This window comes from Amycolatopsis heterodermiae (assembly GCF_034929455.1).
GTDB lineage: Bacteria > Actinomycetota > Actinomycetes > Mycobacteriales > Pseudonocardiaceae > Amycolatopsis > Amycolatopsis heterodermiae.
The window spans coordinates 185426-207825 of sequence record NZ_JAYFSI010000013.1 but is presented as its reverse complement, the minus strand read 5'-3'; the positions used below and the strand labels follow the sequence as shown (position 1 = coordinate 207825).

The window sequence follows — 22400 nt, the reverse complement described above, 5'->3', positions numbered from 1 at the left end:
GCTCCCATCTTCGTTGAAGCGAACGCGGCGTGTTCGTCCACGATAGGGACACCGGGAAAGCGCTGACTACCTACGAACGGGTGGTCTAGACAACCGGGGCGCTCCGGTGCGGAGCGCCCCGGTCGTGGGTCAGACGGTCAGCGTCCAGGAGGACAGGTAACCGGTGTCGGCCGGGCCGACGTCACGCAGCTGCAGCTTCCACGCGCCGTTCGCGGCCTCGGACGAGGCGTTCACGGTGTAGGTGGTGTCGAGGTTCGCCGTCGAGTCGCTGCTGGAGCTCTTCAGCCGGTAGGACGACCCGTCGGGCGCGATCAGGTCGATGACCAGGTCACCGCGGTAGGTGTGGGTGATGTGCACCTCGACCTTGGTGGTGCCGGACGCGTTGCGCGCGCAGCCGCCGACGGTCGCGGTGCTGCTCACCGCGGCACCCGGGTAGTCCGGGATGTTCAGCCGGGTCCCGTTGGTCACCGGCGCGCACGACGACGTGCTGCCGACCCCCAGTGAGAACGCCGCCGTGTGGTCGGCGCTGGCGCCGTCCGCGGTCACGGTGACCGGGAACGTGCCGGTCGGGGTGCTCGACGACGTCGTGATGGTCAGCGTCGAGGAACCGCCCGACTGCACCGTGGCCGGGCTGAACGACGCCGTCGCGCCCGCGGGCAGGCCGGACGCCGACAGCGTGATCGACTGGGCCGAGCCGGACGTCGTCGCGGTGCTCACCGCGACCTGCAGCGACTGTCCGGGTTGGACGGTCCCGGCCGCCGGGTTCACGCTCACCGAGAAGTCGTTGCCCTGGGTCGTGGCGACGGCCAGCTTCCACAGCGCGTACCCGATGGCGTCGGAGTTCTTCTCCAGCGGGGTGTCCGGGATGTTCGCCGTCGTGTCGCAGGCGCGGTGGTAGCAGTTGTCGAACGCCGCACCCGCGGTGCCGCCCCACTTCTGGGCCTGCGCCGAGCTCTTGATGTCGCCGGCGCCGGTGGCCAGGCCGCCGACCGGGATGCCCGCACTCTTGAACGACGCGTGGTCGGACCGGCCGTCACCCTCGCTGTCACCCTCGGTCTGGATGCCGATCGAGGAGAAGTACTCGTCGAAGATCGCCTTGACCGAAGCGACGTCGTCGTAGACGAAGTAGCCCCAGTTCTTGGAGCCGATCATGTCGAAGTTGAGGTAGGTCTTGATCTTCGTGCGCTCGGCGCTGGGCAGGTTGTTGACGTAGTACTTCGAGCCGACCAGGCCGGACTCCTCGTCGGCCCACCAGGCGAAGCGGACGCGCTTGGCCATCGCCGGGTTGGTGCGGGCCAGCGTCAGCGCGGTCTCGAGGATCGACGCGCTGCCGGAGCCGTTGTCGTTGATGCCGGGCCCGGCGCTGACGCTGTCGAGGTGCGCGCCGAGCATGATGACCTGGCTCGCGTCACCCTGCGGCCACTCCGCGATCAGGTTCTGCGACTGCCCGAGGCAGCTGGTGCAGGTCTGCCGGGTCGTGGTGAAGCCCGCGTTCTTCAGCAGGTTCTCCACATAGGACACCGACGCCGCGTAACCGCCGCCGCGCGCCGAGCGCGTGCCGCCGTTGTTGTTGGCGATGGTCTGCAGCTGGTTGAGGTGGGTCTTGATGTTGGCCAGCGAGATGTCCGGCGCGGCGAGCGTCGTGACCGGCGCAGCTGTGGCCGCAGGCGCTGTCACGACCCCTAACACGGCGGCCAGGGCGGTGACCCCGGCGCCGAGCTTCGTCTTCCACTTCATGGCGGTGAATTCCTTCTGTGGGGGTTGGGAGAACGCCCCAGGGCGGCACTTTCACGAGAAAGTGCCGCCCTGGGGAGGGATCAGACGGTCAACGTCCAGGAGGACAGGTAACCGGTGTCGGCCGGGCCGACGTCGCGGATCTGGAGCTTCCACGCACCGTTCCCGGCCTCCGAAGAGGCGTTGACGGTGTAGGTCGTGTTGATGTTCGGCGTCGAAGAGGAGCTGGAGTTCTTCAGCCGGTAGGACGAGCCGTCCGGCGCGATGAGGTCGAGCACCAGGTCACCGCTGTAGGTGTGGGTGATGTGCACCTCGACCTTGGTGGTCGACGACGCGTTGCGCGCGCAGCCGGCCACGGTGTTGGTGCTGCTGACCGCGGCACCCGGGTAGTCCGGGATGTTCAGCCGGGTCCCGTTGGTCACCGGCGCGCACGACCCGGTGGTCCCGACGGTGAGCGAGAACGACGCCGTGTGGTCGGTGCTGGCCCCGTCCGCGGTGATGGTGACCGGGAAGGTGCCGGTCGGGGTCGACGACGTCGTCGCGATGGTCAGCGTCGACGAGCCGCCCGACTGGACGGTGGCCGGGCTGAACGTCGCCGTCGCGCCGGCCGGGAGGCCCGAAGCGGACAGCGTGATCGACTGCGCCGAGCCGGAGGTGAGCGCGGTGCTGACGGTCGTGGTGGCCGAGCCGCCCGGCTGCACGGAACCCGAAGCCGGGTTCAGCGCGACGGAGAAGTCCGGCCCACCGCCGGTGCACGAGGCCGGCTCACCGGACGCGGCGGTCACCGAAACGGCGTCCCAGGCGGCCTTGGTGGCGTTGAACTCGGTGCAGCTGCCCGGGTACAGCGCGATCGCGGCTTCGAGGGTCGCCTTGCGGGCGGCCTTGTGGTTCCACGACGAGGTCTTCTTCAGCAGGCCGTTGTAGAAGATCTTGCCGGCCTTCTGGATGCCGATGCCGGTGACCGACGAGCTGTTGCAGGTCGGGCTGTTCGGCTTGCCGCCACCGGGCGCGGAACCCTCGGCGAGCAGGTAGAACCAGTGGTTCTGCGGGCCGGCCGCCGCGTGCACCTCGGTGCTCGGGATCGACGACGAGTAGCAGTTCGGGTCGCCGACCAGCGACGGCTGGTACATGTAGCGGATCGGGCCCTGGCCGACCAGGTTGACACCCTCGCCGACCTGGTAGTCCGGGACGTCCTTCGGGTTGTTGGCGTACGCCTCGGTCAGCGCGCCGAAGATGTCACCGGTCGACTCGTTCATCCCGCCGTTCTCGTTGCCGGAACCGGCACCGCCCGGGGTGAACTGGAAGACGCCGTGACCGAACTCGTGGCCGACGACGTCCATCGAGGTGGCCTGGCGCTGGTTGTCCTGCGAGTGCCCGAAGTGCGTCGAGGAGCCGTTCCAGTAGGCGTTGACGTCGGCGAGCCCGACGGACGCCGGGTAGCCGGTGCCGCTGCCGTTGATGCCGTTGCGGCCCAGCCACTCCGACAGCATCTTCCACTCGGTCTGGACGCTGTAGAGCACGTCGACGCAGCCGGTCTCGAGGTCGGTGCCGGTGCCGTTGCCCCACGCGTTGTCGGGGCCGCTGTAGACGGAACCGCCCTCGCGGCCGCAGCTGATGCCGGTGCGGCCCGGGTCGCGCATCGTGTAGGTGCTGCCGGACTGCGTGGTGTCGATCGAGACGTTGCCGACGTAGTAGCTGTTGCCCGTGCCGGCGACGTTCACCGTGCTGGGCTGCGCCTGGCCTTTGACGCCCGAAGCGAACGTCTTGACGTCGTCCCGCTTGTCGAGGATCGCGCCGGTGGCGGCGTCGACGAAGACGTGCAGGTTGCTCGGCGCGGACGCGGTGCGCCCGGCGACGACGACCTCGTAGGCCAGCTTCGGCGTCGCCCCGGCCAGCACGACCTTCTCCGGCGTGCTCACACTGTCCACAGTGGGCAGTTGGGCGCGCGCGGTGGTGGCGGCCTTGGCGGCGTCGAGCGCGGCCTGCGTCCCGACGGCGATCGGCGCGGTCTCGGCGGCGCTGGTGCCGCGGACCCGGCCGGCCCCGTCGGCGACGACCACCGCGTCCCCGCCCACGACCCGCAGGCCCTGGTAGGTCCGCTGGTAGGCGCCGTAGAAGAGGCCACCGCCCCCGGCGGTCAGGCCGACCCGCTGGAACGCCTCGGCCGGCCCGCGCTTGAGGGCGTCGAGCCCGCTGGCGGCGGCCTGGTCGGCGGCGCGGGCGGCGGCCGCTTCGGGAGCGGCGGGTTGTGCTGGCTGCGCCGCGTTCGCCGGGGTCACCGGCAGGGCGAGCGTCATGGCGAGCCCGGCGGCGGCCGCCAAGCCCGTTCTGAACCCACGATGGGTCATCGAGGTCTTCCTTCCACGAAGGCAGGACGATGGGGTGCGGTGCGGGGAAAGGGAACGTGTCCGGGGTGCTAACTGCAGGTATGCGTCCGGACGCATCCGAGTAAAGGATCAGCGCATCGGGGCGTCAATGCGCCGAACGGACCAACGGCGCGTTCCGGATTTGGCGGTCAATTCGTACAAACCCCGCCCGTGCTGGGGATTCATCGGGCGTTCCGCACCGGAACGACTTTCGTAGGGATTGTCCCCGACACCATCCGAACGCCGGACGGTCTCGATCACCGAGAATCGTTAGTACTGCTCAGGAATCGTGCTCACTCGGCTTCCGCGCCGAGGGCGATCAGGCCGTTGCGCAGCACGTCCGCTGCCTCTTCCTGGCGTCCGGTCTCGCCGAGGAGTTCGCTCAGCGGACGCAGCGCGCGCACCAGCACCCCGCGCGCGCCGAGCCCGGTGGCCAGCTCGACCGCGGCTCGCAGGTCCTCGGCCGCGCGTCGTGCGTCGCCGCGGGCGCGGGCCAGGGAACCCAGCTGCAACCGCAGCTCCGCGGCCAGCGCCGTGCCGGCCACGACGGCCGGGCGGATCTGGTCGAGCAGGGCGGCCGCCGTCTCCAGCCGGCCCGCCGCCAGGTACTCCCCGGCCAGCTCGACCGTGATCGCCGGGACGTCGTCCGGCCACGCCGTCTCGCGCGCCGCGCCGAGGTCGGCCAGCGCGCCCTCGACGTCACCCCGGCGGCCGCGGACGCGCGCCCTGGCCAGCAGGCAGTGCGCCATCGCCGGGTGCAGCGCCCGCTCCTGCATCAGGTCGTAGGCCGCGGCGACGGACGCGGCCGCGTCGGCGAACCGGTCGGCCGCCAGGTGGCTGCGGCACACCTCGACGTGGCTGCGGGTCAGCTCGGCCAGCACCGACGGCCCGCCGCGGGTGAGCCGCAGCGCCGCGTCGGCGTACTCGGCGGCCCGTTCCAGGTCGCCCTGACGCAGGTGCCGCTCGGCCAGGCACGCCCGCAGCGTCAGCAGCATCGACGGCTGCGGATAACCGTCGCGCAGCAGTTCCGCGTGACAGGTTTCCAGCAGGTGCAAGGAATACTGCGCCTCGCCCCAGCCGCTGAGCACGGCCGCGCGCAGCGGCACCACCATCGCCCGCATCGGCGGCGGTTCGCCCGCCAAAGCGGTTTCGGCCTCCGCGACGTACCTCGTGCGCGTCTCGCCGGTCGAGTAGCCGGCCAGCCACAACAGCGCGATGCCCGCCTGCCGGGGCCGTTCGAGGCGTTCGGCGCGACGCCGTATCCGCTGCATCCGCGGGGTCGCGCGCCGGGCGTCGCCGAGCAGGAACCGTTCCGCCGTCTCGATCAGCTCGATGTCGAGCTCGATCAGCTCGCGGGGTGAGCTGCCGCCGAGGAGCTCGTCGGGCTCGATCCCGAGCTGCTGCGCGAAGAACCGCAGCGCGTCACCCGACGGTGTCCGCGCGCCCGTCTCGACCGACGAGACGTACGCCGCGGAGTACTGCGGTCCGGCGAGTTCGCGCTGGGTGAGGCCGCGCTCCGTGCGCAGTTCACGCAGGCGCTCGCCGACGGTCTCGCCGCTCACGCTCACGCAGTCTGCCTTTCCACTGATACAGGGTACGACCGGAAGCCGCGCGGTGGCGGGGGAGTCACCCGCCACCGCGCGACGGGTATCAGCAGGCGCCGGCGTCGGCCCAGACCGCCCACGAGCCGGGCGCGCCCGGCTCGGCACCGGTCGAGTACCACGTGGACGTCCACTTGTGACTGTTGTGGCTCACGACGTCGTTGGGCACGTACGCCTTCGCGGAGTCCCACTCGGCGAGGCCGCCGCAGCCGGACGGCGGGGTGCCGGTGCCGACCGTGAGGGAGAACTGCGCGGTGTGGTCGGCGTCGGTGCCGTCACCGGTGACCGTCACCTGGCTGGTGCCGTTCGGCGTGGTCGCCGCCGTGGTGATGGTCAGCGTCGCGGTCCCGCCGGACTGGACGCTCGCCGGGCTGAACGTCGCCTTGGCGCCGTCCGGGAGCCCGGTGGCGAGCAGCTGCACGGTCTGCGCGCTGCCCGCGGTGACCCGGGTGGTCACCGTGGTCGTCGCGGACTGTCCGGGTTGGACGGACGCGGACGTCGGGGAGAGCGTCAGCGAGTAGTCGTTGCCGGCCGGCGGGGTGCCGTTGCAGGTCGGCTCTCCGCTGGCGGCCGTGACACTCACGGCGTCCCAGGCGGCCTTGGTGGCGTTGAACTCGGTGCAGCTGCCCGGGTAGAGCGCGATCACGGCTTCGAGCGTGGCCTTGCGGGCGGCCTTGTGGTTCCAGGAGGACGTCTTCTTCAACAGCGCGTTGTAGAAGATCTTGCCGGCCTTCTGGATGCCGATGCCGGTGACGGTGGAGCCGTTGCACGTCGGGCTGGCCGGGGATGCGTTGCTGCCCTGGGACAGCAGGTAGAACCAGTGGTTCTGCGGGCCCGCGGCGGCGTGCACCTCGGTGCTGGGGATCGACGACGAGTAGCAGTTCGGGTCGCCGACCAGCGACGGGTTGTACATGTAGCGGATCGGGCCCTGACCGACGAGGTTCACGCCCTCGCCGACGGTGAAGTCCGGCGTGTCCTTCGGGTTGTTGGCGTAGGCCTCGGTGAGCGCGCCGAAGATGTCACCGGTGGACTCGTTCATGCCGCCGTTCTCGTTGCCCGAGCCCGCGCCGCCCGGCGTGGTCTGGAAGATCGCGTGGCCGAACTCGTGGCCCACGACGTCCATCGGCGTGGCCTGGCGCTGGTTGTCCTGGGAGTGGCCGAAGTGTGTCGAGGAGCCGTCCCAGTAGGCGTTGACGTCGTTGAGGCCGACGCTCGCGCGGAAGCCGCCGCCGGCGCCGTCGATGCCGTTGCGGCCGAGCCAGTCGCCCAGCATCTTCCACTCGGACTGGACGCTGTAGAGCGTGTCGACGCAGCCGGTTTCGAGGTCGGTGCCGGAGCCGTTGCCCCAGGTGTTCGTGCTCTTCGTGAAGATGGCGCCGCCCTCGCGGCCGCAGGCGATGCCGCGGCGGCCCGGGTCGGTCATCGAGTAGGAGCTGCCGGAGCCGCTGGTGTCGATGGAGACCTGGCCGGCGTAGTAGGAGTTGCCGGTGCCCGCGACGGCGGCGGTGGTTGTTTTTGCGCTCTTGCCCGGCTCGGCGAGGGTGCGGACGTCGTCGCGGGTGTCGAGGACGGCGCCGGTGGCGGCGTCGACGAAGACGTGCAGGTTGGTGGGGGTCGTGTTGTTGTGCCCGCTGACGACGACCTCGTACGCCAGCTTCGGCGCGTCCCCGGCGAGGACGACCAGCTTCGGGGTGGTCGTCCTGTCCACCGTGGACACCTTGGTCCTGGCGATGCCGGCGGCCTTGTCACTGCTCAGCGCGGCTTGCGTCCGGACGGTGATCGGTGCGGTCCGGGCGGCGTCGGTGCCGCGGACGCGCCCGGCCCCGTCGGCGACGACGACCGCGTCACCCCCGACGACCGGCAGGCCGTGGTAAGTGCGCTGGTAGGAGGCGTAGAAGAGGCCGCCACCACCGGGGGTGACGCCGGTGCGGACGAACGCTTCGGCGGGCCCCTTGGCGAGCTGGTCGACGCCGTTGAGCGCGGCCTGGTCGGCGGCGACGGCGGCGAGCGCCTCGGGGCTCTGGACGGTGGCTGGGGCCGCGGCGGCCGGGATCGCCGGCAGCGCGAAGGTCAGGGTCAGGCCGGCGATCGCCGCCAGCCCTCGTGGGGATCTCATGGGGAACCTTTCCGGTGGGACTCGGGGAGACCGTGCGCCCGGCCGGGTCGCGATGTGTCCGCCGGAATAACTGGTGTTATGGCGCCGGACGCATCCGAGTAAAGGTTCCGGCGGCCTGCGGGTCAATGGGCCGAACGGCCCAGCGCCCCACCCCGAAGATCACCCGGTTCCGCGCAAACCCCCAGGCGGCAGCGATGTTGCCAACTGGTCTGAACCAATTCACTAACTTTCGTAGGAACTTGGCCCGCCGGCCCCGAATCCCGGACCGCCACCCCGACTGGTCCACACCACCCGCCGTATCGACCCCCCAATCACGCGTGTCGACGCCCAATCACGCGTGTCGACCCCGCAATCACGCGTGTCGACCTCCAGATCACGCGTGATGCCTCCCCGATCACGGGTGATGCCCCTTCAATCACGCGAGATGCCCGCTCAATCACGCGAGATACCCCTCCGATCACGCGAGTTCCGTCCCTGGGCACGCGAGTTGCGGCTCCGATCACGCGGGATACGTGCCTGATCACGCCAAGCCGGTCGACCGGCCCCGGGGGAGGGGCGTGACCGGAGTCGTAACTCGCGTGATCGAGCGCGGGACTCGCGTGACGGGAGCCGCAACTCGCGTGATCAGAGGCGGAAGTCGCGTGCTCGAGCGGCATCTCGCGTGATCGGGGAGGCATCGCGTGTGATCAGGCGGGCATCTCGCGTGATTGGGGAGGCATCTCGCGTGATTGAAGGGGCATCACGCGTGATTGGAGGGTCGACACGGCTGCCGGGGGATCAGGGGTCGGTGACTTCGGCGGAGTCCAGACCACGGCGGTAGGCCGCGATGGCTTCGTCGAGATGACCACGTTGTCGTAGGACGTCTCCGAGCCGGAGGGACGTCGAAACCGCCGCGCCGTGCAGCGACGCTCGGGTCTGGATTTCCAGGGCCTCGCGGAGGAGGCGTGTGGCGGAAACGGGGTCGTTTTGGGCCTGGGCGATCTGGCCCAGCAGGCCCGTCGCCTCGCCGAGGGTTTCGACGTCCTGCGTGAGCAGCGGGAGCACCGAGTTGACCAGCGAAGCCGCTTCCGAAGCGGCGCCCTGGCGCAGGCGGACCTCGGCCAGCTCGATCGTCGCGCCCGCGACGCCCTCCTCCGAGCCGATCGCCGCGAGCTGGTCGCGGGCCTCCGTCAGCTCCGCGCGCGCCTCTGCCAGCCGGCCCAGGCGGCGCAGCAGGTAGCCGCGGGCCCAGCGGCAGCGGGCCGCGTCGCGGTCGAAACCGACCGACGCGAACAGCCGCGACGCCTCGATCAGGTCCTGCTCCGCCCGCTCGCTCTCGCCGATCGCCTGCCACACCTGGGACGCCTGCCGGTGGAACCGCGCCACGAAGTCCGGCCGCGTGGCCGACCGGATCAGCCGCCGCCCGGCGAGCGCCGCCCGCTGGGCCCGGTGCAGGCCGCCCATCTCCATCAGCGGGTGGATCAACGCGCTGAGCAGGCACAACTCGGCGTCCGGGTCGCCTTCCAGGACACCGAGCGCCTCTTCGACGCGGGCCAGCGCCGCCCCCGCGTCGCCCTTCAGGTACCGGCAGCCCGACCAGCGGTGCACGATCATCGCCCGCAGCCACGGCGCCGCCGCGTCCGCCAGCTCCTCGGCGTGCTCCAGCGCCGCCTGCGCGCCCTCGACGTCGAAGAGCTGCCACTTCACCTCGGCCTGGCAGAACCGTGCGTAGCACTCGACGTCGTCGAGGTGGTACCCCTCGGCCTGCTTTGCCACGGACGCGAACCGCTCCGACGCGGCGGCGACCCGGCCCTGCTCCAGGTCGCGGTAGCCCTCGTCCAGCGCGTCACGCAGCTGCGCGGCGACGCCCGGGGGACGTCCGAACCGCAGCTCGTCGACGGTCAGGCCGAGCCGGTCGGCCAGGTAGGCCAGCATCTCCTCCGACGGCGGCCGGCTGCCGGTCTCGACCTTCGCCAGGAAGCCCCGGTCGTACCCGGGCTCGGCCAGCTCGCGCTGCGTCCAGCCGCGATCGGCGCGCAGCCGCCGGATCCGCGTGCCGAGCGGTTCGGCGGGGGCGCTGGTCATCGTCCCACGGTAGGTCATCGCCACCGCGAACGCGGAAACGGACATATTGACGCTCGGCGCCGCGTCGGGCTAGCGTCTAGATAGGAAACTTTCCTAACAAAGCGGAGGTCGGACATGCGCCTGCTGCCCCTGGTGACGGCGGTCGCCCTCGCCGCTCCTCTCGCCGCCACTCCGGCCGAGGCCGCGACCCCGGCGGAAGTGCGCGTCGACCAGGTCGGGTACGCCCTCGGCGAGGCGAAGCACGCGTACCTGCTCGGCGGCACGCAGGGAACGTTCGAAGTCGTCGACGACCACGGCCGCACGGTCCGCCAGGGTCGCACCGGCGCCAGCCTCGGTGCGTGGAACGCGAAGTACACCAAGGTGTTCGACCTCGATCTGTCCACTGTGGATCGGCCGGGCACGTACCGGGTCAAGGCCGCGGGCGCGACGTCACCGCCGTTCCGGATCGACACCGCGCGCCGCCTGTTCCGCCCGCTCGTCAGCGCCACCACCGCTTTCTTCCAGGCCCAGCGCGACGGCCACGACGTCGTCCCCGGACGTCTCGACCGCAAGCCCTCGCACCTGGCCGACCACCGCGGCACCGTCCACGCCGAGCCGAAGTTCGCCGGCGAGGGTGGCGACGAAATCGTCGAACCGCTGAAGCCGCTCGGCGGCCAGGTCGACGTCGAGGGCGGCTGGGTCGACGCAGGCGACTTCGTGAAGTTCACCTCCAACACGGCGTACTCCCTGGCCGAGCTGGGTGTCGTGCTCCGCGACGACCCCGACCCGGTGCTGGCGAAGGAAGTCCGCTTCGGCCTCGACTGGCTCGACAAGATGTGGGACGGCCGGACCAGGACCCTCTACGCCCAGGTCGGCATCGGCACCGGCAGCGAGGAGTTCGGCTTCCTCGGCGACCACGACGTCTGGCGCAACCCGCAGGACGACGACGCCCTCGACGTCGGGCCCGGCGACCCCGCCTACTTCGTCAAGTACCGCCCGGTGTTCCCCGCCGCGCCCGCCGGCGCCCCGCTCAGCCCCAACCTCGCCGGCCGCGTCGCCGCCGCGTTCGCCCTCGGCGCGCAGGTCCAGGCCCACCGCGACCCGCGCCTGGCCCGCCACTACCTGAGCGAGGCCGCGGCGGTGTTCGCGCAGGCCAAGACGTCGGACGTCGGTGAGCTGGTGACGGCGTTCCCGCACGCCTACTACCCCGAGTCGTCCTGGGAAGACGACCTCGAACTCGGCGCGACGCAGCTCGCGCTCGCGGCCCGCAAGCTGAACGACCCGCGCGCGAACGGCTGGGCCCGCGACGCCGCGAAGTGGGCGAAGACCTACATCGCCAGTGACGACAAGAGCACGCTGAACCTCTACGACACCAGCGCGCTCGCCCACGCCGACCTCGCCGGGCTGCTGCGCGCCGGTGTCCCCGGCGCCGCGCTCGGCGTCCGGGAACTGGCCGCGGACCTGCGCCGCCAGCTCGACGCCGGGGTGGAAAGCGCGAAGAAGAGTCCATTCGGGACGGCCGTCGACGTCACCGACTTCGATGCCGCCAGCAAGAGCTTCGGCTTCGCCGCGACCGCCCGGCTCTACCAGCGCGTCACCGGCGACACCCGTTACGCCGCGTTCGGCGCGCGGCAACGGGACTTCACCCTCGGGGCCAACGCCTGGGGCGTGTCGCTCGTGGTCGGCGTCGGCAGCACGTTCCCGCAGTGCCCGCACCACCAGGCCGCGAACCTCGCCGGACCTTCGAAAGTGCTCTACGGCGCGGTCGTGAATGGACCCAACGGCGCCGACAACTTCGCCGATCTGCCGTTCCCCGCCGGCGCGAAGGAATGCACCCGTCCGTATGAATCCTTCGACGGACAGGGATCCCGTTACGCCGACGACCTGAGTTCATGGCCCAGTAACGAGCCGGCCATCGACTTCACCTCCACGGCGCTGCTCGCATTCTCGCTGGCGGGCAGGTCGTAGCATGGCTGAGTGAGCGAACAGTCTGAATTCCCCGACGGCCAGTACCCCGAGCGTCCGGTCGAGCGCCAGAAGGGCCCCGTGGTCCTGCGTGGCGACCGTCGTGACCAGGGCAGCACGACCGACCAGCGGCTGCTCGACTCGCGCGGGCCCAGCGACTGGGTGCACACCGACCCGTGGCGGGTGCTGCGGATCCAGGCCGAGTTCGTCGAAGGGTTCGGCGCGCTCGCCGAGGTCCCGCGCGCGGTCACGGTGTTCGGCTCGGCCCGCACCAAGCGCGACCACCCGGAGTACGAGCTCGGCCGCAAGATCGGCGCGGCTCTGGCCAACGCCGGGTTCGCCGTGATGACCGGTGGCGGCCCGGGCGCGATGGAGGCCGTCAACCGCGGCGCGGCCGAGGCCGGCGGCTTCTCCGTCGGGCTCGGCATCGAGCTGCCGTTCGAGCAGGGCCTGAACCCGTGGGTCGATCTCGGCGTCAACTTCCGCTACTTCTTCGCCCGCAAGACGATGTTCATCAAGTATTCCCAGGCCTTCATCTGCCTGCCCGGCGGCTTCGGCACGCTCGACGAGCTGTTCGAGGCGCTGACGCTGGTGCAGACGAAGAAGGTCACGAAGTTCCCGGTGGTGCTGTTCGGCAGCGAGTACTGGGGCGGGCTCTACGACTGGATCGCCAAGACCGTGCAGGCCGAGGGCAAGGTCAGCCCGCACGACCTGGACCTGCTGCACGTCACCGACGACATCGACGACGCCGTCCGCGTGGTGCAGGACTCCTACCAGGCATGGGAGGACACGCACTGATGCGGCGGATCTGTGTCTTCTGCGGCTCGTCGATGGGCTTCTCGCCGCGCTACGCCGAGCAGGCGGCCGAGCTCGGGAAGCTGCTGGCCCAGCGCGGCATCGGGCTGGTCTACGGCGGCGCGAGCGTCGGCACCATGGGCGTCGTCGCCGACGCGGCGCTGGCCGCGGGCGGCGAGGTGATCGGCGTGATCCCGGAGGCGCTCTCGTCCGTCGAGATCTCGCACGCCGGACTGAGCGAACTGCACGTCGTCAAGGACATGCACGAGCGCAAGGCCAAGATGGCGGCCCTGTCGGACGGCTTCCTGGCCCTGCCCGGCGGCGCCGGCACGCTCGAGGAGCTGTTCGAGGTCTGGACGTGGGCCCAGCTCGGCCTGCACGGCAAGCCGATCGGCCTGGTCGACGTCGACGGCTACTACGGCCCGCTGCTGACCTTCGCCGACCACATGGTGACGGAGGGCTTCGTCAAGGCGGACTACCGGCGGCTTCTGCTGACGGACTCCGACCCGGCGGCGCTGCTGGACCGGTTCGAGACGTACGAGCCGCCGGCCCCGCCGAAGTGGGCCGCGGGACCGCCGGGGATGTGACCGCGTCGGTGCTCGCCCGGACGAACGCCGCCACGGCCCGCGACCGCGTCCGGTCGGGCCAGGCGAGCAGCACCGACGTCCGGGGCGCGTCGAGCACCGGCACGCACACGACGTCCGCCCAGGCGTGGCGCTGAACCGACGCCGGGAGCACGGCGACCGCCTGACCCACGGCGATCAGCTGCATCAGCTGCCCGGAGTCCCGCACCTCGGGGCCGCTCGTCTTCTTGTCCGTCCCCGGCCAGCGGGGGAGTGGCTCGCCGTCGAGGTCGGCGAGCACCAGGGCGCTGCGCCCGGCCAGGCGGTGGCCGCGGTGCAGGACCGCCACCTGGTCCTGGGTCAGCAGCACCTCGGTGTCGAACCCGGCGAGGTCGTCGTGCGCCGGGTGCACGAACGCGAGGTCGACGCGCCCGTCGCGCAGCATCGGCGTCTGCTCGCCGATCCCGCAGACGACCACCTCGACCTCGATGGCGTCCGGGTCCTGCCGGTACCGGGGCAGGATCCGTTCGAGCAGGCCGGCGTCACCGTCGGGTTTTGTCGCCACGAGCAGCTTCGGGACGTCTTCGCCCGCCCGCTGCGCCCGGCGCACCGCGGCGGCGACGGCGTCGAGCGCTTTGCGGCTCTCCGCAAGGAAAACCGCGCCGGCGGCGGTCAGGTTCACCCCGCGGCTGGTGCGTTCCAGCAGCACCACGCCCAGCCGCCGTTCGAGCTGCTGGATGGCGCGCGACAACGGCGGTTGCGCCATGCCGAGCCGCTGGGCCGCGCGGCCGAAGTGCCGTTCCTCGGCGACGGCCACGAAGTAGGCGAGCTCCCGCGTTTCCGGTTGCTGCATACCTGCAGGGTATCGGCCGATGCGGCTTCGGTGTTGGCTCGAAGCGGCCGGGCGCTGGTGTGCTGGTGTCATGAACGAAATCACTCTGGTCACCGGCGCGAACAAGGGCATCGGCCGCGAGATCGCGGGCCGGCTCGCCGCGCTCGGCCACACGGTCGTCATCGGCGCCCGCAGCGCTTCGGCCGGTGAGAAGGCGGCAGCGGAGATCGGCGGTTCGTCGGTGGTGCTCGACGTGACCGACCCGGCTTCGGTCGCCTCGGCCGCGTCCACGATCGACGCCCGCCACGGCCGGCTCGACGTCCTGGTCAACAACGCGGCCGTTGCCATGCCCCCGGGTTCCGACCTGGCGAGCCAGCGCCCCAGCACCGCCGACCTCGACGTCCTCCGCGCGATCTTCGAGACGAACCTCTTCGGCGTCGTCACGGTCACGAACGCCCTGCTGCCGCTGCTGCGCCGATCCGCGGCGCCGCGCATCGTCAACGTCTCCAGCGCCGGCGCGTCGCTGGCCCGCAACGCCGACCCGGCCGGCGAGCTGCCGATCTCGGCGGGGTACACGCCGTCGAAGACCGCCTTGACGTCGTTGACGCTCCAGTACGCCAGGGACCTGCGACCGGAGGGGATCCTGGTCAACGCCGTCTGCCCCGGTCACTGCGCGACCGACCTGAACCACCACTCGGGCCCGCGGACGCCGGCCCAGGGCGCCGAGTCGGCGGTCCGGATGGCGACGATCCCGAAGGACGGCCCGACGGGCACCTTCGTCGACGACGAAGGCCCGGTGCCCTGGTAGGGGCTAAACCACAGGGTGGCGTCGCGCGTGGGTCGGCCGACAGCCCGCTCAGCCGAACGGGTTCGCCGAGGGGGAGGTACGACCATGTTCGAGTCGACCACGCGATCGAGCCGGATCGGCCGGTGGGTGCTGGCCGTCGTCACGGTGCCGGTGGCTGCGATGGCCATGACCGTGGCGCCCGCCTCGGCCGCGACCACCGGAATCTCGACCGTCAGTTCTTGGGAAGACTGCCCGGCGGGGTGGTTCTGCGCCTGGGAGAACGCCGACGCTACCGGGCACTGGGCCCGCTTCCAGCAGGGATCGCCGGACCTGACCAAGGCGATCAACGGCTACGTGTTCAACGACAAGTTCCAGTACGCCTACAACAACACAGGCAGCCTGTGGGGTCTCTACGAGAACATCGAGTACGACGACATCCACGGCCGCTACCTGCTCATCAAGAGCGGCTGGCGGGGTCCGCTGGCGCCGAAGTACAACTTCGCCAAGCTCACCAGTTCGCTCAGCTGGCTGGTTCCGTAGGGAGGGCTCGCCGGCTCAGGCGACGCCCTCGCTGGGCCGCTTGTGGTACGTGTCCACGTACTCCTGCCCCGACAGCTCCAGGATCGCGTACATCACCTCGTCGGTGACCGAGCGGCGGATCGCCGGCGCGTAGTCCTGGCCTTCGTAGCGGGAAAAGTCGAGCGGCTTGCCGAACGTGATGCTGATCTTGGCCAGGCGGGGGATGCGCGCGCCCTCGGGCTGGAGGTTTTCGGTGCCGGTCAGCGCGACCGGCACCACCTTCGCGCCCGTCGCCAGGGCCAGCGCTCCGACGCCCGTGTGGCCGCGGTGCAGCCGGCCGTCCAGCGAGCGCGTGCCCTCGGGGTAGATCGCGAAGACGCCGCCCGCGTCGAGGACCTTGCGCGCCGCCTCGAGCGCGGCGAGCCCCGCCTGGGCGTTGCCGCGCTCGACCGGGATGTAGCCCAGCCCGCCGAGGAACCCGGCCATCAGCCGGCCCTTCAGGGTCTTGCCGACGAAGTACTCGGCCTTGCCGAGGAACTTGACCTGCCGCGGCGTCGCGAACGTGATCACGCCGGTGTCGAGCGCGGCCCGGTGGTTGGCCGCCAGGAGCACCGGGCCCGTGGCGGGCACGTTCTCCACGCCGCGCACCTCGGGCCGGTACAGCGCCCGGGCCAGCGGGCCCAGCACGAAGCGGACAAGCAGGGCGATCAAGTGGTCCTCCTCCTCGGATGCGGTGACTCCAGCATGGCACGATCGTTACTCGTGAGTTGGTTCGAGCGGCGTACGTGGCAGGACCCCGGTTGGACACCCGGGGACATCCTGAACGCGAAGGGTGACCGGACGGTTTCCGTCGTGCTACCGGCACTGGACGAAGAGCGGACCGTGGGTGACGTCGTCGCGTCGGTCCGGCCGCTGCTCGGCGGTGTCGTCGACGAGCTGGTCGTGGTGGATTCGGGTTCCACGGACGCGACCGTTCAAACGGCCGAGGCCGCCGGCGCGCGGGTCGTCCGCCGCGAGGACGTGCTGCCCGACCTGCCGCCGGTGCCCGGGAAGGGCGAGGTGCTGTGGCGGTCCCTGGCCGCGACCAGCGGTGACGTCGTCGTGTTCCTCGACTCCGACCTCGTCGACCCGGACCCGGCGTTCGTGCCGTCCCTGCTCGGCCCGCTGCTGACGGCGCCGGGCGTGCACCTGGTCAAGGGCTTCTACCGCCGTCCGCTGCGGCTGGAGAGCAGCGGCGGCGGCCGCGTCACCGAGCTGCTCGCGCGTCCGGTCCTCTCGGCGCTGCGCCCGGCGCTCGGCGGCCTGATCCAGCCCCTCGGCGGTGAGTACGCGGGCACCCGCGAGTTCCTCGAAGCGGTGCCGTTCGCGGCCGGCTACGGCGTCGAGATCGGGCTGCTGCTCGACGCCGAGGCGCGCTACGGCCTCGACGGGCTCGCGCAGGTCAACCTCGGCGTCCGCAAGCACCGCAACCGCTCGCTGCCGCAGCTGGGCGTGATGTCGCGGCAGATCCTCGGCACCGCCCTCGCGCGGTGCGGCGTCCCCGCCGCGGACGCCCCGCTGACGCAGTTCGTGCAGGTCGACGAGGAGTGGCTGCCGGACGTCACGGACGTCCTGGTCGCCGACCGGCCCCCGATGCGGGAAGTGCTCGCCCGTCCTCGAGGGTGACGACCTCGTCGAAGCCCTCGAGGTGCTCAGGACGGTGCGTCACGAGGACGACGCTGCCCTGGACCTTCTCGAGGACGCGCTTCAGGATCGCGTCGCCGTGGGCAGGGTCGAGGCCTTCGACGGGCTCGTCGAGGACCAGGACTTTCGGCGCGGCCAGGACGGCGCGGGCCAGGACCAGCCGTTGCCGCTGCCCGCCGGAGAGCGCGTCGCCGTCCGGCCCGGTGTCACGGTCGAGGTCCAGGTCGAAGCCGGAGGTTGCGCAGGCCGCTTCCAGTTCTTCCTGGGTCGCGTCCGGCTTCGCGAGCAGCAGGTTCTCGCGGACGGTCGTGTGGAAGACGTGCGCGTCGGCGAGCGCGCCGGAGACGGTTTTCGACAGATCGGCGTACTCGGCGAGCGGATGGCCGTCGAGGGTGACACGGCCGGACGTCGGGGTCTCCAGGCCGAGGAGCAGGCGCAGCAACGTGGTCTTCCCGGCGCCGCTGGGGCCGAGAATCCCGACGCGCTTGCCGGGCGCGAGGTCAAGATCGACGTCGCGCAGGGCGGGAGCGCGTCCCGGGTGGCGGAGGCCGGCTTTCTCCAGCCTGAAGTGCGCGTGCTGCGCGGTGCGAGTGCCGGGGGTTTCCGGCGGCGTGGTGAGTACGGCCTTGACACGGGCGGCCGACGCGCGGATCTCGGGCACCCGGCGAGCGGCCGTGATCAGCGGAAGGACGCTTTCGAAGGTCGTCATGGCACCGAGGGTGAGGGCGGCGGTCCAGGGGACGGAGGCGTCGGCGCCGCAGAGCAGGCTCACGGCGATGGTGGTGACGAGCTGCACGAGAATCCCGGCGGCTTTGAGCAGGGCGGTCTTCACAGCCGGTTCCCTAAGCTGCTCGACGACTTCATCCGCGGCGGCTCGTTTCTCGTCGCGCGCGCCCGCCGCGACAAGTTCCCTGTGCCCGGTGACGAGTTCGACGGCGCGTTCGGCGAGTTCCGCCCGTTTCGGGGCGTTTTCGGCGGCTTGGTTTTCGCTGCTCCGGATGGCCAACCACGGCAGCACCACCCCGGCGAGGAACAGCCCCGCGGCCAGCGCTCCGGCGGCAGGCGCAGACGCCGTCGCAACCACCCCGACGGCGGTAAGCCCGACGATCCCGGCAACGGCCGCGGGGAGAAGCCACCGGAGGACAGCGTCCTGCAAAGCGTCCACATCGGACACAAGCCGCGTGACGAGATCCCCACCGGAGTACCGCGCCCCGGGCGCAAGGGCCTGGTAGACGCGGGTACGCAGCGAACCGAGCCACCGCAGGACGACTTCATGCCCGGCAAGCCGTTCGGCGTACCGCAGCCCACCGCGCAGAAGAGCAAGAGTCCGCACGGCAACGATCGCCACGGTGAGAGCCCCAAGCGGCGGCCGCTCAGCGGCGCGGAGAAGCAGCCAGGCGGCGGTGGCCATGAGCGCAAGACCGGCAAGTTCGGCCCCAGCGCCGAGCAGAGCGGCCCGGACGAGCCGACGAGCATCCTTTGTGGACACCACCCACAGCCCCAAGACAGCCCCCGCCCTTCCCGGGGGGCGTCCCCGAACCCAGCCTACCGCCCCCGGCCTGCGAAAACGGGGCGCGCGGCAATCTGTGGACAACTGCAAACCTGTGGATACCGAACTTGACACCCTCACGCCGCCACCCCCGAGCAGACCCGTCCGGAACGCAGCTCCACCACCCGCGAAGCCAGCGCGACCATCGCCGGGCGGTGGGCCACCAGTAGCGCCGTGCGGTTCGGCAGTAGCCGGCGGGTGCCGGACAGCACTGCCTCCTCCGTGCGGGTGTCCAGGCGGGCCGTCGGCTCGTCCAGCAGGACCAGGCCCGCCGATGTCCGGGCCAGCGCCCGGGCCAGGCCCACCCGCTGGCGCTGGCCCGCCGACAATCCCTCGCCCAGTTCGCCCACCCGGGACGCGTAGCCGTCGGGCAAGCCCGCCGCCACTTGGTCCAGAGCCGCCGCCCGGGCCGCGCCGAAGACGTCCGCCGAAGGGAGACCCAGCCCGATGTTCGAAGCCAGCGAGCCCCGGAACAACGTCGGCCGCTGCGGGACCCACGCGATGTCCGCCAGCCAGTCGGCGGGATCCAGCGCACGGACGTCCACCCCGTCGGCCAGGACCCGGCCCGACGTCGGCGTCACGAAGCCCAGCAGCACCGCCAGCAGCGTGCTCTTCCCGGACCCGCTCGGCCCGACCAGCGCCAGCCGCGAACCGGCGGGCACCGACAAGTCCACATCGGACAGGGCGACGACGTCGCCGAAAGAGACCGACACCCGCTCGAAGACCAGCGAAGGCGCACCCCGGCGCCGGACAGCAGTCCCCGAGCGAACAGAAACCACCGGAACCGCAAGCGCTTCCCGCAACGCCGTCAACCCTTCCGCCGCCGCGTGGAACTTCGCGCCCGCCGCCCGCAGCGGCAGGTACGCCTCCGGGGCCAGCACCAGAATCAGCAGCGCCGTCCGCGCGTCCAAGCCGCCCGACAGGAGCCGGAAACCGATCGGGACCGCCACCAGCGCCACCGACATCGTCGCCACCAGCTCCAGCACCAGCGCCGACAGGAACGCCACCCGCAACGTCTTCATCGTCGCGTCCGCATGCGCGGAAGCCATCGAACGGACCGTCGACACCTGCGCCGACGCCCGCCCGAACACCTTCAGCGTTTCGAGCCCGCGGACGACGTCGAGGAAGTGCCCGCCCAGCTTCTTGAGCAGGTCCCACTGCGTGCGCGCCGCCGTGTGCTTCCCGACGAGGATCGCGAACACCGGGATCAGCGGCAGCGTCGCGGTCACGACCAGCGCCGACACCAGATCCGTCGTGAACAGGCGGACGATCACCGCGACCGGCACCACCACCGACACGACGAGCGTCGGCAGGTAGCCCGTCAGGTAGCTGTCGGCCGCGTCGACCCCGCGGGTCACCTGCGTCGCGACGACACCGGCCCACTCGGACGACGAGCCGAGCAACCGGCGCCGCAGGCCCGCCTTCACCGATGAGGCAAACCGTCCACTGAGGACATCGACAGACAGGGAAAGCATTACCCGGCAGGCGATCGCCAGGATCAAGAAGAAAGATAGACCGCCGCCGGTGAGCAGCGTGGCGAGACCTTCGGCCTGGATCAGGACGGCGAACGCCGAAAGCACGCCGAGCAACGTCAGCAGCACCAGGTACCGCCGGAGTCCGGGCAGAGCAGGCACGACGTCCCCCTAGAAGTGCAGCAGCGAACGCTGGTCGACGGGGGCGCGGTGCGCGCGCCAGGTCAGCCACTGCACCACGAGCAGCAGCACGACGGCGGGCGGCGCGAACCACGTCAGCACCGCGAACGTGCCGGACGACGTCGCCGCCTGATCCGTCGTGAGCGCGTAACCCGAGTCCGCCACGAGGATCGCCGGGAACCGCAGCGTGCCGATCAGCAGCGCGGGACACGCCGAAAGCACCATCGACGCGAGCAGCGCCACCCGGTGACGCTTGAGCGCGAGACCCAGCCACACCGAACCCAGCGCGAGGAAGGCCAGCACGACCACCCCGGCACCCAGAGCCGTCACCCCGTGCAGGGCGAAAAGGCCCCACCCGGTGGCGACGACGAGGAAGCCCACGGCCGGCGGGAGGAACGCGCGCGCCAGCCGCACCGCGCGCCCGGTCAGCGCGGCCGGCGCCCGCACGGCCAGGAACACCGCGCCCTGCAAGCAGAACAGCGCGACGAACCCGAGACCCCACACCACGGCGTACGGGTTGAACAGCGCGAGCACGGCACCGGACGGCGAGCCGCCGGCGGTCAGCGGCAGCCCGGTCACCAGGTTGCCGAGGAACAGGCCCCACGACACCGCCGTCACCAGCGCGCCGCCGACGATGCCCGCGGTCCAGGCACCGCGCGGCGCGCCGGGGCGGCGGCTGCGCAGCTGCATCGACGCGGTGAACGTGACCAGGCCGAGCAGCAGCGTCACGACCAGGACGTACGCCCCGGCGAACACCCTGCCCTCCAGGTGCGGGAACGCGCCGAACAGCACGCCCACCGCGGCCACCAGCCACACCTCGTTGGCCAGGAAGAACGGCCCGAGCGCGCCGAGCGTCTGCCGCCGTCGCCGCTCGTCGGCGTCGAACGCGGGCAGCAGCATCCCGACGCCGTAGTCGTAGCCCGCCAGCGCGAAGTAGCCGCAGGTCAGCAGGCCCAGCACACCCCACCAGAAGGTCACCATCGGTCAGACTCCGCTCAGGACGGGCAGTTCGGCGACGTCGCGTTCGGCCGGTTCCGGGCCGCGCTTGGCGACCCGCGCCAGCAACACCCAGTCGGCCACGCCGAGCGCGGCGAACAGCAGTGAGAAAGCGATGAACGAGAACAGGATCTGGCCGGCCGGGACGTCCGCGATCGCGTCGGCGGTGCGCAGCTTCCCCCAGACCAGCCACGGCTGGCGGCCGATCTCCCGCACCAGCCAGCCGAGGATCGCGGCCGCGAACGGCAACGGGATCGCCGCGACCATCAGGTAGTGCAGGAACCGGGCCTTGGTGACCCAGTTCCGGACCAGCAGCACGCAGCCGAGCAGCGCGCACAGCAACATGACGAACCCGAGGCCGATCATCATGCCCAGCGGCAGCCCGACACCGCCGTCCTTCAGCTTGTCCGGCTGGTACATCGCCAGCTCGCCGAACTGCGCGAAGCCCTGGTTGACCACGAGGATCGCGCCGAGCAGCGCCGCGACGACGCCGATCCGCATCGAGCGGCGGAAGAACTCGATCTCGGTGGTGCGCTTGAGGAAGTGGTACGCGCTGACGCCGACCACGAAGAAGCCGCCGGTCAGGATCGCGGCGCTGACGACGTGCGGCAGCGACGCGACCAGTGCCGGGTTCGTGAAGAGCGCGCCGAAGTCGTCGAGGTGCAGCGTGCCGCCTTCGAGGTGGCTGCCGACCGGGTTCTGCAGGAACGAGTTGGCCAGCATGATGAACAGCGCCGACGCGTACGCGGTCAGCGTGACCAGCCAGATCAGCGCCAGGTGCAGCCACTTGTTCATGCGTCCGAAGCCGAAGATCCACAGGCCGAGGAACGTCGACTCGAGGAAGAACGCGACGAGCGTCTCGATGGCCAGCGGCGCGCCGAAGACGTCCCCGGCGAACGCGGAAAGACCGGTCCAGGTCAGCCCGAACTGGAACTCCATCACGATGCCGGTGACGATCCCCAGCGCGTAGTTGATCACGTACAGGCGGCCCCAGAAGCGGGTCATCCGCTCCAGCTCGGGCTTTCCGCCGAGGGCCGAGCGCGTCTGCATCACGGCCACCAGCGTGACCAACCCCAGGGTGAGCAGCACGAACAGGAAGTGGAACGAAGTCGTCGTCGCGAACTGGAGTCTCGCGACCGGGAGAGCGTTCATGTAGACAGGCTACACATAGCCTGTCTACATGTAGCCAGTCGACGTGT

General features: G+C 71.2%; 16 protein-coding genes and 1 pseudogene. 6 read left to right on the top strand and 11 right to left on the bottom strand.

The features are described from left to right. Nucleotides 1-129 precede the first annotated feature (129 nt). The 5 genes from VA596_RS40225 to VA596_RS40205 form a co-directional block, all read right to left on the bottom strand. On the bottom strand, nt 130-1737 hold the full coding sequence (locus VA596_RS40225) for a M28 family peptidase (protein WP_323334592.1): 1608 nt from the start codon (nt 1735-1737) through the stop codon (nt 130-132). Between the two features lie 80 nt (nt 1738-1817). Next, on the bottom strand, nt 1818-4082 hold the full coding sequence (locus VA596_RS40220; protein ID WP_323334590.1) for a M4 family metallopeptidase: 2265 nt from the start codon (nt 4080-4082) through the stop codon (nt 1818-1820). 311 nt (nt 4083-4393) lie between these two features. Beyond that, the gene (locus tag VA596_RS40215) at nt 4394-5662 is read right to left on the bottom strand and encodes a helix-turn-helix domain-containing protein (protein ID WP_323334588.1); all 1269 of its coding nucleotides are present in this window, start codon (nt 5660-5662) and stop codon (nt 4394-4396) included. A gap of 88 nt (nt 5663-5750) precedes the next feature. After that, entirely contained in the window at nt 5751-7817 is a 2067-nt protein-coding gene (locus tag VA596_RS40210) for a M4 family metallopeptidase (protein ID WP_323334586.1), read from the bottom strand. Nucleotides 7818-8594: 777 nt separating this feature from the next. Then, the gene (locus VA596_RS40205; protein WP_323334584.1) at nt 8595-9881 is read right to left on the bottom strand and encodes a helix-turn-helix domain-containing protein; all 1287 of its coding nucleotides are present in this window, start codon (nt 9879-9881) and stop codon (nt 8595-8597) included. 114 nt (nt 9882-9995) lie between these two features. Between VA596_RS40205 and VA596_RS40200 the strand changes: the two genes are divergently transcribed. Genes VA596_RS40200 through VA596_RS40190 form a run of 3 tightly spaced genes read left to right on the top strand, consistent with a single transcriptional unit; the run spans nt 9996 to nt 13207 of the window. Next, nucleotides 9996-11828, top strand: a complete 1833-nt coding sequence (locus VA596_RS40200; RefSeq protein ID WP_323334582.1) for a glycoside hydrolase family 9 protein — start codon at nt 9996-9998, stop codon at nt 11826-11828. A 9-nt stretch (nt 11829-11837) separates the two neighbouring features. Next, nucleotides 11838-12623 carry an LOG family protein gene (locus VA596_RS40195; RefSeq protein WP_323334581.1) on the top strand — a complete coding sequence of 262 codons (786 nt, stop codon included), beginning with the start codon at nt 11838-11840 and terminating at the stop codon, nt 12621-12623. Then, the gene (locus VA596_RS40190; protein WP_323334579.1) at nt 12623-13207 is read left to right on the top strand and encodes an LOG family protein; all 585 of its coding nucleotides are present in this window, start codon (nt 12623-12625) and stop codon (nt 13205-13207) included. The genes VA596_RS40195 and VA596_RS40190 overlap by 1 nt, the downstream gene beginning before the upstream one ends. A gap of 16 nt (nt 13208-13223) precedes the next feature. On the opposite strand, the pseudogene VA596_RS40185 reads toward VA596_RS40190, so the two are convergent. Then, nucleotides 13224-14036: pseudogene (locus tag VA596_RS40185) on the bottom strand (LysR family transcriptional regulator); the annotation flags it as partial. A gap of 70 nt (nt 14037-14106) precedes the next feature. Between VA596_RS40185 and VA596_RS40180 the strand changes: the two are divergent. Both VA596_RS40180 and VA596_RS40175 read left to right on the top strand, forming a co-directional pair. Beyond that, the gene (locus tag VA596_RS40180; protein ID WP_323334577.1) at nt 14107-14823 is read left to right on the top strand and encodes an SDR family oxidoreductase; all 717 of its coding nucleotides are present in this window, start codon (nt 14107-14109) and stop codon (nt 14821-14823) included. A gap of 84 nt (nt 14824-14907) precedes the next feature. Further along, nucleotides 14908-15342 carry a peptidase inhibitor family I36 protein gene (locus tag VA596_RS40175; RefSeq protein ID WP_323334575.1) on the top strand — a complete coding sequence of 145 codons (435 nt, stop codon included), beginning with the start codon at nt 14908-14910 and terminating at the stop codon, nt 15340-15342. A gap of 15 nt (nt 15343-15357) precedes the next feature. On the opposite strand, the gene VA596_RS40170 is transcribed toward VA596_RS40175, so the two are convergent. Beyond that, nucleotides 15358-16032, bottom strand: a complete 675-nt coding sequence (locus tag VA596_RS40170) for a lysophospholipid acyltransferase family protein (RefSeq protein ID WP_323334574.1) — start codon at nt 16030-16032, stop codon at nt 15358-15360. A 51-nt stretch (nt 16033-16083) separates the two neighbouring features. Between VA596_RS40170 and VA596_RS40165 the strand changes: the two genes are divergently transcribed. Beyond that, nucleotides 16084-16986 carry a glucosyl-3-phosphoglycerate synthase gene (locus tag VA596_RS40165; RefSeq protein WP_323334572.1) on the top strand — a complete coding sequence of 301 codons (903 nt, stop codon included), beginning with the start codon at nt 16084-16086 and terminating at the stop codon, nt 16984-16986. On the opposite strand, the gene cydC is transcribed toward VA596_RS40165, so the two are convergent. The 4 genes from cydC to VA596_RS40145 form a co-directional block, all read right to left on the bottom strand. Then, on the bottom strand, nt 16922-18493 hold the full coding sequence (gene cydC, locus VA596_RS40160) for a thiol reductant ABC exporter subunit CydC (protein ID WP_458364031.1): 1572 nt from the start codon (nt 18491-18493) through the stop codon (nt 16922-16924). The genes VA596_RS40165 and cydC overlap by 65 nt on opposite strands. Nucleotides 18494-18630: 137 nt before the next feature. Continuing rightward, nucleotides 18631-20187, bottom strand: coding sequence for a thiol reductant ABC exporter subunit CydD (gene cydD, locus VA596_RS40155; protein ID WP_323334570.1), 1557 nt, complete (start codon nt 20185-20187; stop codon nt 18631-18633). A gap of 9 nt (nt 20188-20196) precedes the next feature. Further along, nucleotides 20197-21186 (bottom strand): cytochrome d ubiquinol oxidase subunit II, encoded by a 990-nt coding sequence (locus tag VA596_RS40150; protein WP_323334568.1) that lies wholly within the window; start codon nt 21184-21186, stop codon nt 20197-20199. A 3-nt stretch (nt 21187-21189) separates the two neighbouring features. Next, a complete protein-coding gene (locus VA596_RS40145; protein WP_323334566.1) occupies nt 21190-22353 on the bottom strand; it encodes a cytochrome ubiquinol oxidase subunit I in 1164 nt (387 codons plus the stop codon). Nucleotides 22354-22400: the final 47 nt, after the last annotated feature.